Here is a 13,258-nt window from a genome sequence, read left to right as displayed (position 1 = left end):
GCCCGCTCACCATGATCGGCCTGATCTTCGGCGTGCTGCTCTCCCTGTTCCCGTTCTACTGGATGATCGTGATCGCCAGCCGGACGAACGACGCGGCCAACTCCTGGCCGCCGCCGTTCCTGCCCGGCGGCAGGCTCGGCGAGAACATCGAGCGGGTGCTCGCCAACAGCGACGCCAACATCCTCAAGGGCCTGATGAACTCGTTCCTGGTCGCCGGGACGATCACCGTCGCGACGGTGTTCTTCGGCTCGCTGGCCGGCTTCGCGTTCGCCAAGCTGCGCTTCCGGGGCAAGAACGCGCTGCTGCTGATCATCCTCACCTCGATGATGGTGCCGATCCAGCTCGGCGTGCTGCCGCTGTACATCCTGATGGCCAAGCTCGACTGGCTGAACACCATGCCGTCGGTGACCGTTCCGTTCCTGATCGGCGGCTTCGGCATCTTCATGATGCGCCAGTACGCCGAGCAGGCGGTACCGAACGAGTTGATCGAGGCGGCCCGGGTGGACGGCTGTTCCACCTGGCGGGTGTACTGGCACGTGGTGGCGCCCGCGCTGCGTCCGGCCGCCGCGGTGCTGGGTCTGCTGACCTTCATGGAGCAGTGGAACCAGTTCTTCTGGCCGTTCGTGGTGCTGGCGGACCCGTCCAACCCGACCGTCCAGATCTCGCTGCGCAGCCTCAACACCGCCTACTTCGCCGACAACTCGCAGATCTTCGCCGGTACGTTGATCGCGACCCTGCCCCTGTTCGTCGTGTTCGTTCTGTTCGGCCGCCAGATCATCGGCGGCATCATGGAAGGCGCCGTCAAGTCGTGAGCAATCCAGCAAGCCCGCCCGCCGTCGGTCTCCTCGACGCCGGTCCGGCCCTGACCTTCCCGCCGGACTTCCTCTGGGGCGCGGCCACCGCCGCGTACCAGATCGAGGGCGCGGCGGCGGAGGGTGGCCGTGCGCCGTCGATCTGGGACACCTTCAGCCACACCGAGGGGCGGACGGTGGCCGGGCACACCGGCGACGTGGCGTGCGACCACTACCACCGGATGCCGGACGACGTGCGGTTGATGGCCGACCTGGGGCTGCGGTCGTACCGCTTCTCGGTGAGCTGGCCGCGGGTGCAGCCGGGCGGCACGGGCGGCGTCAACCAGGAGGGCATGGACTTCTACCGCCGCCTGATCGACGAGCTGCTCGGCCACGGCATCGAGCCCTGGCTGACGCTCTACCACTGGGACCTGCCGCAGCCGCTGGAGGACGCGGGCGGCTGGCCGGCACGGGACACCGCCGGCCGGTTCGCCGAGTACGCGCATCTGGTCGCCGACGCGCTCGGCGACCGCGTGAAGTACTTCACCACGCTGAACGAGCCGTGGTGCTCGGCGTTCCTCGGCTACGGCTCCGGCGTGCACGCGCCGGGCCGCCGCGACGGCGCGGACGCGCTGCGGGCCGGGCACCACCTGATGCTCGGTCACGGCCTGGCCGTGCAGGCGGTCCGCGCGGCCCGCCCGGACGCGCAGCTCGGGATCACCGTCAACCTGTACCCGGTCACCCCGGCGACCGACTCGGCGGCGGACGCCGACGCGGCCCGCCGGATCGACGCGCTGGCGAACCGGTTCTTCCTCGACCCGGTGCTGCGCGGGGCGTACCCGGCGGACCTGGTCGCCGACGTGCGCCAGATCACCGACATGGGGCACGTGCGCGACGGTGACCTGGCGACCATCGCCACGCCGCTGGACATGGTCGGGATCAACTACTACAGCCGGCACGTGGTCGCCGCGCCGGTCGAGGGCGCGGAGCCGGAGCCCTACTGGCGGGCGCCGTCCTGCTGGCCGGGCAGCGAGGACGTCCGGTTCGTCACCCGGGGTGTCCCGGTGACGGACATGGACTGGGAGATCGACGCCCCGGGCCTGGTGGAGACGCTGGAGCGGGTCCACCGGGAGTACACCGACCTGCCGCTCTACGTCACCGAGAACGGCTCGGCGTTCGTCGACGAGCTGGTCGACGGCCGGGTGGACGACCCGGACCGGCTGGCCTACTTCGCCGCGCACCTGCGGGCGGCGCACGCCGCGATCGAGGCCGGCGTGCCGCTCAAGGGCTACTTCGCCTGGTCGCTGATGGACAACTTCGAGTGGGCCTGGGGCTACACGAAGCGGTTCGGCATGGTCTATGTCGACTACGACAGCCAGGCCCGGATCGCGAAGTCCAGCGCCAGGTGGTACGCCGACGTGATCCGACGCAACGGACTGCCCGCACAATAAGCTGGGCCAGCCAGTAACGGGCGGCCCGGCGCCGACGCCTCAATCGGTGCCGGGCCCGCCCGACCGTCGGAGGAGCAACAGACGATGACAACGCAGCGCACCCGCTCGCTCGGGCGTCCGACCCTCGACGCGGTCGCGGCCCGCGCCGGCGTCGGGCGCGGCACTGTCTCCCGCGTGGTCAACGGCTCGCCGCAGGTCAGCCCGGAGGCCCGGGCCGCCGTCCAGCAGGCCATCGCCGAGCTGGGGTACGTGCCGAACCGCGCCGCCCGTGCGCTGGTCACCCAGCGGACCGACTCGGTGGCCCTGGTCGTCTCCGAGTCGGGGGAGCGGGTCTTCACCGAGCCGTTCTTCGCGGCCATCGTGCGGGGCGTCAGCTCCGGGCTGGTCGAGACGCCGATGCAGCTCTGGCTGGCCATGGTGCAGTCGCCGATCGAGCGGGAACGGGTCGAGCACCACCTGACCAACCAGCACGTCGACGGCGTGCTCCTGCTCTCGCTGCACGACGCCGACCCGCTGCCCACGCTGCTGGAGGAGCGCGGCCTGCCGACTGTACTCGGCGGCCGCCCGGCGCGGATGCTGCACCCGAACGCCCAGCCGGCGTGGTTCGTCGACATGGACAACGTCGGCGGCGCGCGGCAGGCGGTGGAGCACCTGTTCCGCCAGGGCCGCCGGCGGGTCGCCACCATCGCCGGCCCGCAGGACATGGGCGCCGGCCTGGCCCGGCTCTCCGGCTACCAGGAGGCCGTCCGGGCGTCCGGCGGCCGGATCGACCCGGGCCTGATCGCGTACGGGGACTTCAGCGAGGGCAGCGGCACCGCCGCGATGCGCCGGCTGCTGGACGTCTGCCCGGAACTGGACGCCGTGTTCGTCGCCTCCGACCTGATGGCGTTCGGCGCGTTGCGCGCGCTGCGCGAGGCGGGCCGCCGGGTGCCCGAGGACGTCGCGGTGATCGGCTTCGACGACGCCCCGATCGCGCGTCAGGCCGAGCCGCCGCTGACCACCGTGTTCCAGCCGGTCGAGGAGATGGGCCGGCAGATGGCCCGGCTGCTGGTCTCCCGCATCCGCGGCGAGGAGGTTCCCTCGCCGCACGTGCTGCTGGACACCGAGCTGATCCACCGCGCCTCCGCCTGACCACGCCCGGCGGGAGCCGGTCAGGAATAGCGGCGCAGCTCCCGGCGGGCCAGCGAGGCGCGGTGCACCTCGTCGGGGCCGTCGGCCAGGCGCAGCGTGCGGGCCGCCGCCCACAGCTCGGCCAGTGGGGTGTCCTGGCTGACCCCGGCTCCGCCGTGCGCCTGGATCGCCTTGTCGATCACCCACTCGGCCATCAGCGGCGTGGCGATCTTGATGGCCTGGATCTCGGTGTGCGCGCCCTTGTTGCCGACGGTGTCCATCAGCCACGCGGTCTTGAGCACCAGCAGGCGGGCCTGCTCGATCCGGACCCGCGACTCGGCGATCCACTCGCGTACCACGCCCTGTTCGGCGAGCGGGCGGCCGAACGCGACCCGGTCGAGCACGCGCCGGCAGAGCAGCTCCAGGGCCCGCTCGGCCATGCCGATCAGGCGCATGCAGTGGTGGATCCGGCCGGGGCCGAGCCGGGCCTGGGCGATGGCGAACCCGGTGCCCTCCTCGCCGACCAGGTTCTCGACCGGCACCCGTACGTCGGAGAAGTCGATCTCGGCGTGCCCGCCGTGCGGGGCGTCGCTGTAGCCGAAGACCCGCATCCCGCGGCGTACCGTCACGCCGGGGGTGTCCCGGGGCACCAGGATCATGCTCTGCTGGCGGTGCCGGTCGGCGTCCGGGTCGGTCTTGCCCATCACGATGAAGATCTCGCAGCGCGGGTCCATCGCCCCGGACGACCACCACTTGCGGCCGTTGATCACGTAGTGGTCGCCGTCGCGGATGATCCGGGTGCCGATGTTCGTCGCGTCGGAGGAGGCCACCTCCGGCTCGGTCATGCAGAACGCGGACCGGATCTCCCCGGCGAGCAGCGGCATGAGCCACTGCTTGCGCTGCTCCTCGGAGCCGAACTCGGCGAGCAGCTCCATGTTGCCGGTGTCCGGCGCGGCGCAGTTGAGCGCCTCCGGGGCCAGGTGCGGGCTGCGGCCGGTCAGCTCGGCCAGGGGCGCGTACTGCAGGTTGGTCAGGCCGGCGCCGTAGCGGGCGTCGGGCAGGAACAGGTTCCACAGCCCGCGCTCGCGCGCCTGCGCCTTCAGTTCCGCCATCACCGGCGGGCGGGCCCACGGGTCGCCGGCCGCGAGCACCTGCTCGTGGTGCACCGGCTCGGCCGGGTACACGCACTCGGTGAGGAACGCCTCCAGCCGCTGCCGCAGCTCGGCCGTCCGGTCGTCGTACGCGAACTCCATCTAGCTCTCCCTCACCGCGTGCAGCCCGTGTGCCACGAGCGGCGCCACCATGTCGCCGATCCGGTCGAAGCCCTCGCCCAGGGTCTGGCCGAGCGTGTGCCGGTAGTGGATGCCCTCGCAGATCACCGCGAGCTTGAAACAGCCGAGCGCCACGTGCCAGTGCAGCGGGCCGACGTCGACGTCGCTGCGCCCGGCGTACCGCTCGATCAGCTCGGCCCCGGTGGGGAACCCGGCGCGCGGCCCGATGCCGTCGGCCACCGGGTTGCCCTCGCCGTGGTCGCTGTCGCCGAGCACGTCCCAGTACGTCAGCAGCAGCCCGAGGTCGGCCAGCGGGTCGCCGAGCGTGGCCATCTCCCAGTCGAGCACCGCCCGCACCGCCGGCGGGTCGACGGTGGCGAGCAGGTTGTCCAGCCGGTAGTCGCCGTGCACGATCCGGCCCGCGTTCGCGCCCTCGGGCACGCTGGCGGCCAGCGCGTCGCGCAGCTCGTCGATGCCGGGCAGCGGCCGGCTGCGGGACCGGTCGAGCTGGCCGGCCCAGCGGCGTACCTGCCGGGCCAGGTAGCCCTCCGGACGGCCGAAGTCGGCCAGCCCGACCTCGGCCGGCTCGACCCGGTGCAGCGTGGCGAGCGTGTCCATCATCGCCATGGCGAGGTCGCGCCGCTGGGCGGCGGTGAGCGTGTCGGTCTGCTCGCGCCGCCGGTAGACCTCGCCGTCGACCTTCGCCATCAGGTAGAACGGCGCGCCGATGACGCTCTCGTCGGCGCAGAGCGCCAGCGCCTCCGGCACCGGTACGCCGGTCGGCGCGAGCGCCGAGATCACCCGGTGCTCCCGGGCCATGTCGTGCGCGGTGGCCAGCACGTGCCCCAGCGGTGGCCGGCGCAGCACCACCTCGCGGTCACCGGCGCGCAGCAGGTAGGTGAGGTTGGACTTGCCGCCGGCGATCAGCCGCGCCGACAGGGGGCCGGTCAGGTCCGGCCGGTGCGCGGCCAGGTAGGTGGCGAGCCGGTCGAGGTCGAGCCCGCGGGGTGCCGAGCCGGCCGAGAGCCGGGCAGCGGCGGCCGGATCGGTCATCCGATTAGTTGATGGCAGCTCAGCTTTGTTGTCAAGGTCGGGGTTTTCCCGGCGGGACATGCCGCTGCAACAGGGGCGAAATGGTCAACCGGCAGGCTGGGCCCCAGCCTGCCGGCCGCTCGGCCGGCCCGCCGAGCGGAGGGGATCAGACATGCTGCTGAGAGTTCGGGTGACCCTGCCGGACCGTCCGGGCACGCTCGGCCAGGTGGCCCGGACACTCGGCGTCTCCGGCGCCGACATCGTGCAGGTGGTGGTCCTGGAACGGCTCGGCGGCCGGGCGGTGGACGACTTCACTGTGGTGTGGCCGGGCGCGGCGCGGGTGGAGCGGATGCTCGCCGGGCTGGCCGCGATCCCCGGCGTGCGGGTGGACGGCGTGTGGCGGGCGATCGGCGCGCCCACCACCACCGGGCAGGACGCGGAACTGCTCGCCCAGGTGGCCGCCAACCCGGCCGACGGGGTGGCCACGCTCGTCGACGCGGCACCCGGGCTGCTCGCCGCCGACTGGGCGGTGGCCGCCGTCGTACCCCTGGACTGGGCCTCGCGCAGCGGCGAGGCGGGCGTCGCCGCGATCGGGCACGCGAGCTGGCGGGCCCCGGCGCCGCCCCGGCTGCCGGAGGTGACCCCGCTGCGGGCGCGGGCCATGACCAGCCCGGAGGGGCACCACTACGCGGTCGCGCCGTTCGGCCGGGCCGGCCTGGTGCTGGTGGTCGCCCGCGACCACAGCGAGCCACTGGCCGCGGCCGGGTTCCACTCCACCGAGGTGGACCGGCTCGCCCAGATCGTCCGCGCCGGCGCGGTGATCCTTGGCGACCGGTTGGACCTGGTCGGCACGCCACCCGTGATCACCGTCACCTGACCGGACGGGCCGCGTCACCCCGGGGCAACGGGCCCGCAACAGGGGCACGGCATGGTCGGTGCCGAGGAAGGGAGACAACCATGGCGCTGTGGCGGATCCGAGCCACCGTGGACGACCGGCCGGGTTACCTGTCGGTGCTCACGGCGAGCCTCGCGTTGCGCGGGGTCAACATCCTCAGCGTGCAGGTGCACACCACCGAGGCCGGCGCGGTCGACGACTTCCTGGTCGACGCGCCCGAGCAGGTCACCGAGGCGGAGCTGCGGGCCGCCGTGGAGCGTGGCCGGGGCCGGGACTGCTGGGTCGCGCGCAGCGAGGCGCGCGGGCTGGCCGACGAGCCGACCCGGGTGCTCGGGCTCGCCGGACGGCTGGCCCGTGACCCGGAGGCGACCGGCGCGGCGCTGCGCACGCTGCTCGGCGCCGACACCGTGACCTGGCGTCCGACTCCGGCCACCGCACCGGGCGGGGTGGGCGGCACGACCATGGCGCTCGCGGACCCGTCGGGCGGGGCGTACGAGCTGTGCCGCCGGGAGCCGAGCTTCACCCCGGCCGAGTACGCCCGGGCGCAGGCAGTGGTCGAGCTGGCGGCCATGCTGGCCCGCCGGGACACCGAACGGGTCACGCTGGTGCTGCCCGACGGCGGGGAGGTGTCGGTGCGCGCGGCGACGGCCGAGGACGTGCCCGGCGTACGCGAGCTGCACGCGGCCTGCTCGCCGCGCAGCCGGCAGCGGCGTTACCTGAGCGGGGCGGCCGACCCGGCGCCGGCGCGGCTGCGCCGGCTGCTGGAGCCGGTCCGGGGCGTGACCCTGCTCGCGACGGCGGGCTCCGGCGGGGCGGCGGAGCCGGTCGTGGCGATGGCGAACCTGCTCGGGGAGGGCGACGAGGCCGAGGCGGCGCTGCTGGTGCGCGACGACTGGCAGCGCCGGGGCCTGGGCTCGGCGCTGCTGCGCCGCCTGCTCGGCCACGCCGACCGGGCCGGTTACGCCGCGGTGCTGCTGCACGTGCAGGCCGAGAACACCCCGATGCTGCGGACGCTGCGCCGCCTGGACCGGCCGGTGGCGTTGGAACGCGACGGCGCGGTGCTGACCGCGACGCTTCCGCTGGTTCCCGCGCCGCCGACGGGCGAGCCGGCCTCCGGCGGCGACGCGGTGACCGGCGCACCAGCGGTGACCGGCGCACCAGCGGTGACCGGCGCACCGGCGGTGGCCGGTAGCGGCGCGCGTGCCGGCGCGGTCGTGCCGGCGCAGCGGCCGGGATGAGCTGACGGCCGTCCGGCCGGACCCCGGAGGTGAGCCGCAACGGCGCGGCACGCCCGAGGGGTCCGGCCGGAGGGCCGCAACCGGCGCGTTCGCGCGCCACCCGGACCGACCTCCGATGCGGGGGACGGTGACACGGCGGGGCCCCCGATGCGGGGGCCCCGTCCGTGTTCGCGGGGATCAGGTGGCGGGGTAGCTGCTGTAGTCGGGGAAGTTGCCGTAGAGCCGGCCGTCTCCGCCCACCGTCACCGCCTGCACCAGCAGGTCGCCGCCGACGAACGCGCCCTTCCAGGAGGCGCCCCGGCCGCCGAAGGGCTCGTCCCGGTCGCCCCGGGAACGGGGCTTGTTGATGCCCACCTTGAACGCCTGCAGGTCCACCGCCAGCTTGCCGGCCAGCTCCTCGTCGTCGCAGGCCAGCGACGCCACGAGCGCGCCGTTGGAGGCGTTCATCGCGGCCAGCAGCTCGTCGGTGGTGTCCACCACCACGATGGTGTCCACCGGGCCGAACGGCTCGGCGTGCATCAGCCGGGACCGGCCGGGCGGGGCCAGCAGCACGGCGGGCGCGACGTACGCGGACGTGTCCTGCCCGTCGAGGAACGGTGCGCCGTCGAGCTTGCCCCGGTGCAGCGGTACGGCGCCGCCGCGTACCGCCTCCTCGACCTTGCGGCGCAGCTCCTCGGCCTTGGCGGCGCTGATCAGCGGACCGAAGTCCAGCTCCGGCAGCGGGTCGCCGGCCCGCCACGTCTCGTCGACCGCGAGCGGGTGGCCGAAGCGGATCGAGCGGACCACGGGCAGGTACATGTCGAGGAACTCGTCGACGAGGTCGCGCTGGACCACGAACCGGGGGTACGCGGTGCAGCGCTGCTTGCCGTACTCGAAGCCCTTGCGCAGGTGCGCGGCGAGCGAGTCCCACTGGGAGAAGTTCCAGATGCCCCAGGCGTTGAGGCCCTCCTGCTCGATGAAGTGCCGCTTGTCGCAGTCGAGCAGCGCGGCGGCGACCTTGCCGCCGTTGGAGCGCCCGCCGACGAAGGCCACCGCGCCGATCTCCGGCGCGCGGACGAGCACCTCGGACAGTTCCTCGCCGCTGCCGGACAGCAGGGTGGCGGGCAGTCCGGCGCGGCGCATCAGCGCGTGGGCGACGGTGAGGCAGACCGCGCCGCCCTGGGACGGCGTCTTGGCGATCACCGCGTTGCCGGCCAGCAACTGCACCAGCTCGGCGTGCACCAGCACGCTCATCGGGTAGTTCCAGGAGGCGATGTTGCTGACCGGGCCGGGCAGCGGCTCCCGGCCGTCGGCGAGCATCCGCTCGATCTCGTCCACGTACCAGCGCACGCCGTCCAGCGCCCGGTCCACGTCGGCGCAGGCCAGCCGCCACGGCTTGCCGATCTCCCAGACCAGCAGCAGGGCGAGCAGGTCGCGGTGCCCGGTGAGCGCGTCCAGCGCGTCGGTGACGCGGGCGACGCGCTCGGCCAGCGGGGTCTGCGCCCACTCCCGGTGCGCCGCCGCGGCGTGGGCGACCGCGCCGCGCGCGGCCTCGGCGTCGAGCCGGGCCAGGTGGATGAGGACGGTGTTGTCGACAGGGGTACGGACCGGCGCCGGTGTGCCGAGCGCGCGCCACTGCCCCTGGACGAGATTGTGGAGCGTGGGCACGCCGTCGGAGGTGGTGTCGAAGGCCTCGGGGGTGGCGGCCACCGCCCGGGCGAGCGTGTCGGACCAGGAGGTGCCCTCGGCGAGTCGTAGAGCCATCGCGATCTCCTCAGGGTTGTCCGGGGAGCGGCGGCGTCGATGGCACCGCAGGTGAGGCGTACTGTCGCGCGGTGCCGAGCGGGCGGGCAACCGTACGCTCGTATGCCAGGACGGCGGCGGCCCGGACGGGGTCGTCCGCGGCGCGTTCGTCGTCACCGCGATGCCGCTGAGCTGGGAACGAGTCGGCTCGATATCGAACTGCATCGATGGTGTGATCCAGCTCCCGTTTGTTACCCGTCGGTACGGCGAGCGGGCCCCGCCGACGGTGGCCTTCCCAACATGTTGCCCGCGCATTACATTGTCGCTTATCCATGGGAGCGCTCCCGAGGCTCCTGCGGTCACCCCACCACCACTGCCTCGCGGCAGCCGGAGCCCCGAGCGCCGTCCCCGCTCCGGCTGCCGCGCGGCGCCAGCCACAGGAGCTCGCCATGCCCCGTCCGATACCGCCGCCCGGAGGCCGGTCGCGGCTGCGCCGGTTGCTCGCCGCCGGCGCCGCGCTGGCCGTCGGCCTGGCCACGGCCGTCGCCGCCGCGCCGCCCGCGTCGGCCGTCGAGGTGCCCGCCGCGCAGGCCGCGGCCACGTTCAACTACGCCGAGGCGTTGCAGAAGTCGCTGTTCTTCTACGAGGCGCAGCAGTCCGGCCCCAAGCCCTCGTGGAACCGCGTCTCCTGGCGCGGCGACTCGGCGCTCACCGACGGCGCCGACGTAGGCGTCGACCTCACCGGCGGCTGGTACGACGCCGGTGACCACGTGAAGTTCGGCTTCCCGATGGCGTTCAGCGCCACCATGCTGGCCTGGGGCGCGGTCGAGTACCGCGACGGCTACGTCGCCTCCGGGCAGCTCACCCACCTGCTGAACAACCTGCGCTTCGTCAACGACTACTTCGTCAAGGCGCACCCCGCGCCGAACGTCCTCTACGGACAGGTCGGCAAGGGCGACGACGACCACAAGTGGTGGGGCCCGGCCGAGGTGATGCCGATGGCGCGGCCCGCGTACAAGATCGACGCGAGCTGCGGCGGCGCGGACCTGGCGGGGGAGACGGCGGCCGCTATGGCCGCCTCGTCCATGGTGTTCCGCCCCACCGACGCGACCTACGCGGACAAGCTGCTCGGCCACGCCAAGCAGCTCTACACGTTCGCCGACACGGTGCGGAAGAGCTACCACGAGTGCATCACCGACGCGACGAGCTTCTACAAGTCGTGGAGCGGCTACCAGGACGAGCTGGTCTGGGGCGCGATCTGGCTGTACCGGGCCACCGGCGACGCCACCTACCTGGCCAAGGCCGAGAGCGAGTACGACAAGCTCGGCACCGAGCCGCAGTCCACCACCCGCTCCTACAAGTGGACCATCGCCTGGGACAACAAGCAGTTCGGCGCGTACGTGCTGCTGGCCAACCTGACCGGCAAGCAGAAGTACGCCGACGACGCCAACCGGTGGCTGGACTACTGGACGGTGGGCGTCAACGGGCAGCGGGTGCCGTACTCGCCCGGCGGGATGGCGGTGCTCGACTCCTGGGGCGCGCTGCGGTACGCCTCGAACACCGCGTTCGCCGCGCTGGTCTACAGCGACAAGACCACCGACACCACGCGCAAGGCGCGCTACCACGACTTCGCCGTCCGGCAGATCAACTACGCGCTCGGCGACAACCCGCGCAACTCCAGCTACCAGATCGGCTTCGGCACGAACTCGCCGCGCAACCCGCACCACCGCACCGCGCACGGCTCCTGGTGGGACAGCCAGACCGTGCCCACCGAGACCCGGCACGTGCTCTACGGCGCGCTGGTCGGCGGCCCGTCATCGGCAAACGACGCGTACACCGACAGCCGGTCCGACTACGTGATGAACGAGGTGGCCACCGACTACAACGCCGGCTTCACCTCCGCGCTGGCCCGGCTCGCCAACGAGTACGGCGGCAGCCCGCGCGCCGGGTTCCCGTCCGCCGAGACGCCCGACATGGACGAGATGACCGTGGAGACCACAGTCATGCAGGCCGAGCCGCGCGCCACCGGACTGAAGGCGATCATCTACAACAAGTCGGCGTTCCCGGCCCGGGCGCTGACCACCGGTAAGTTCCGGTACTTCTTCCGGCCCGACGGCACCGGACCGGTCACCGTCACCCCCGGCTACACCCAGGGCTGCCCGTCGCCGTCGACGGCGAAGCAGTTCTCCGGCGACATCTGGTACGTCGAAGTCGACTGCACCGGCTACACCATCGCGCCCGCCGGGCAGTCCCAGCACCGGATGGAGGTGCAGTTCAAGATCGGCGTGCCGGAGGGCGGCACCTGGGACCCGACCAACGACCCGTCGTACCAGGCCACCGCCGGGCCCAACCGCAAGGTGCCGCTCTACTCCGGCGGCGTACGGGTCTGGGGCGAGGAGCCCGGCCCGGTCACCCCGGACACCACCGCGCCCACAGTGCCCGGCACCCCTGTCGCGTCCGCCGTCACGTCGAGCGGGCTCACGCTGACCTGGGCCGCGTCCACCGACACCGGTGGCAGCGGGCTGGCCGGGTACGAGGTGACCCGTACCTCGGCCGGCGCCGACCCGGTCGTCACCGCCTCGACCGGCACCACCCTCACCGTGACCGGGTTGGCACCCGAGCGGACGTACCAGTTCACCGTGCGGGCGCTCGACGGCGCCGGCAACCGATCCGCGTCGTCGGCTGCGGTCAGCGTCACCACGCCGGCCGGCCCGGCGCCCGACACCACCCCGCCGACCGCGCCGGGCACTCCCACCGCCTCCGCGATCGGCCCGACCGGACTGACGCTGACCTGGGGTCCGTCCACCGACGCGGTGGGCGTCACCGGGTACCGCGTCTACCGGGGCGGGAACGTCCTGGTCGGCACCGCCACCGGCACCACGCTGGCGGTGACCGGGCTGACCGCCTCCACCACGTACACCTTCACGGTGGTGGCGGTGGACGCGGCCGGGAACGTCTCACCGGCCTCGCCCGGCGTCACGGTGACCACCACCGCGCCGCCGGCCGGCGGCACCTGCGCGGTGACCTGGACGGCGAACTCCTGGGACACCGGGTTCACCGCGAACATCACCGTCGCCAACACCGGCACCACGGCGATCAACGGCTGGACGCTGGCGTTCACGTTCGGCAACGCCGGGCAGAAGGTCGGGCAGGCCTGGTCGGCGAACGTGACCCAGACGGGCGCGGCGGTGAGCGCGACGAACCTGTCGTACAACGGGACGCTGGCGCCCGGGGCGTCGACGAGCTTCGGTTTCAACGGCACCCACACCGGCTCGAACCCGAGGCCGGCGACCTTCACGCTCAACGGGACCGCCTGCACGGTCGCCTGACCGTCAACGCGGCGTGGCCGGTACCGCACCCCGTGTGACCGGCCACGCCGCACCCGGCCCCGCGCGGCCAAAAACGTTCCGAAACTTTTCCGAAACACCATTGTCCCCACCGATGCGTGGTGGAAGCATCGACAAAGCTAGATGCCCCAACCGAAACGTCCAGTCGTCCCGCCCCGACGGCCTGGGTGTTGGCCAGTAAGGAGGCCAAGATGGCAATGAGCCCATCCGCTCATCGCGGCGGGAGTCGGCGACGGCGATCACCAGCCGTCCGAGCGCTGCTCGCCGGCGCGGTCAGCGCCGTGACGGTGGCCGCCGTCGCGGTGATGATGCCGGCGGCGAACGCCGCCGCGAGCACGCTGGGCGCGGCCGCCGCGCAGTCGGGCCGCTACTTCGGCACCGCCATCGCGGCGGGCCGGCTC

9 protein-coding genes and 1 pseudogene are annotated in these 13,258 nt (G+C 73.3%); 7 read left to right on the top strand and 3 right to left on the bottom strand.

The genetic code is table 11. The annotated features are described in order from the left end of the window. The first annotated feature begins 11 nt into the window (after nucleotides 1–11). The 3 genes from HA073_RS00050 to HA073_RS00040 all read left to right on the top strand — a co-directional run bounded on the left by HA073_RS00050 (nucleotide 12) and on the right by HA073_RS00040 (nucleotide 3,373). Nucleotides 12–812 (top strand): carbohydrate ABC transporter permease, encoded by an 801-nt coding sequence (locus HA073_RS00050; protein ID WP_205795793.1) that lies wholly within the window; start codon nucleotides 12–14, stop codon nucleotides 810–812. Then, on the top strand, nucleotides 809–2,242 hold the full coding sequence (locus tag HA073_RS00045; RefSeq protein ID WP_064447182.1) for a GH1 family beta-glucosidase: 1,434 nt from the start codon (nucleotides 809–811) through the stop codon (nucleotides 2,240–2,242). Before HA073_RS00050 ends, HA073_RS00045 begins: the two co-directional genes overlap by 4 nt. Nucleotides 2,243–2,326: 84 nt before the next feature. Continuing rightward, nucleotides 2,327–3,373 carry a LacI family DNA-binding transcriptional regulator gene (locus HA073_RS00040; RefSeq protein WP_043325601.1) on the top strand — a complete coding sequence of 349 codons (1,047 nt, stop codon included), beginning with the start codon at nucleotides 2,327–2,329 and terminating at the stop codon, nucleotides 3,371–3,373. A gap of 20 nt (nucleotides 3,374–3,393) precedes the next feature. Here the strand turns inward: HA073_RS00040 and HA073_RS00035 are convergent, their stop codons facing one another. Then, the gene (locus HA073_RS00035) at nucleotides 3,394–4,605 is read right to left on the bottom strand and encodes an acyl-CoA dehydrogenase family protein (RefSeq protein ID WP_166455433.1); all 1,212 of its coding nucleotides are present in this window, start codon (nucleotides 4,603–4,605) and stop codon (nucleotides 3,394–3,396) included. Beyond that, nucleotides 4,606–5,676, bottom strand: coding sequence for a phosphotransferase family protein (locus tag HA073_RS00030; RefSeq protein ID WP_166455432.1), 1,071 nt, complete (start codon nucleotides 5,674–5,676; stop codon nucleotides 4,606–4,608). It abuts the gene before it with no gap. A 151-nt stretch (nucleotides 5,677–5,827) separates the two neighbouring features. Between HA073_RS00030 and HA073_RS00025 the strand changes: the two genes are divergently transcribed. Together HA073_RS00025 and HA073_RS00020 are read left to right on the top strand one after the other, a co-directional pair. Further along, nucleotides 5,828–6,532: an amino acid-binding protein gene (locus HA073_RS00025; protein WP_043325595.1), complete on the top strand. Its 705-nt coding sequence runs from the start codon at nucleotides 5,828–5,830 to the stop codon at nucleotides 6,530–6,532. A gap of 80 nt (nucleotides 6,533–6,612) precedes the next feature. Continuing rightward, nucleotides 6,613–7,788: a GNAT family N-acetyltransferase gene (locus HA073_RS00020; RefSeq protein ID WP_240925447.1), complete on the top strand. Its 1,176-nt coding sequence runs from the start codon at nucleotides 6,613–6,615 to the stop codon at nucleotides 7,786–7,788. A gap of 177 nt (nucleotides 7,789–7,965) precedes the next feature. On the opposite strand, the gene HA073_RS00015 is transcribed toward HA073_RS00020, so the two are convergent. Next, on the bottom strand, nucleotides 7,966–9,531 hold the full coding sequence (locus tag HA073_RS00015) for an aldehyde dehydrogenase family protein (RefSeq protein ID WP_043325594.1): 1,566 nt from the start codon (nucleotides 9,529–9,531) through the stop codon (nucleotides 7,966–7,968). 428 nt (nucleotides 9,532–9,959) lie between these two features. Here HA073_RS00015 and HA073_RS00010 point away from each other — a divergent pair, with 428 nt between their 5' ends. Together HA073_RS00010 and HA073_RS00005 are read left to right on the top strand one after the other, a co-directional pair. After that, nucleotides 9,960–12,839 carry a glycoside hydrolase family 9 protein gene (locus HA073_RS00010; protein ID WP_166455431.1) on the top strand — a complete coding sequence of 960 codons (2,880 nt, stop codon included), beginning with the start codon at nucleotides 9,960–9,962 and terminating at the stop codon, nucleotides 12,837–12,839. A gap of 209 nt (nucleotides 12,840–13,048) precedes the next feature. Beyond that, nucleotides 13,049–13,258: pseudogene (locus HA073_RS00005) on the top strand (1,4-beta-xylanase); the annotation flags it as partial.

Origin of the sequence: Micromonospora sp. CMU55-4 (genome assembly GCF_011602315.1) — a bacterium.
In the GTDB taxonomy this organism is placed as follows: Bacteria; Actinomycetota; Actinomycetes; order Mycobacteriales; family Micromonosporaceae; genus Micromonospora; species Micromonospora chalcea.
The sequence above is the reverse complement of the archived record's forward strand: the minus strand, read 5'-3'. Positions and strand labels throughout refer to the sequence as shown.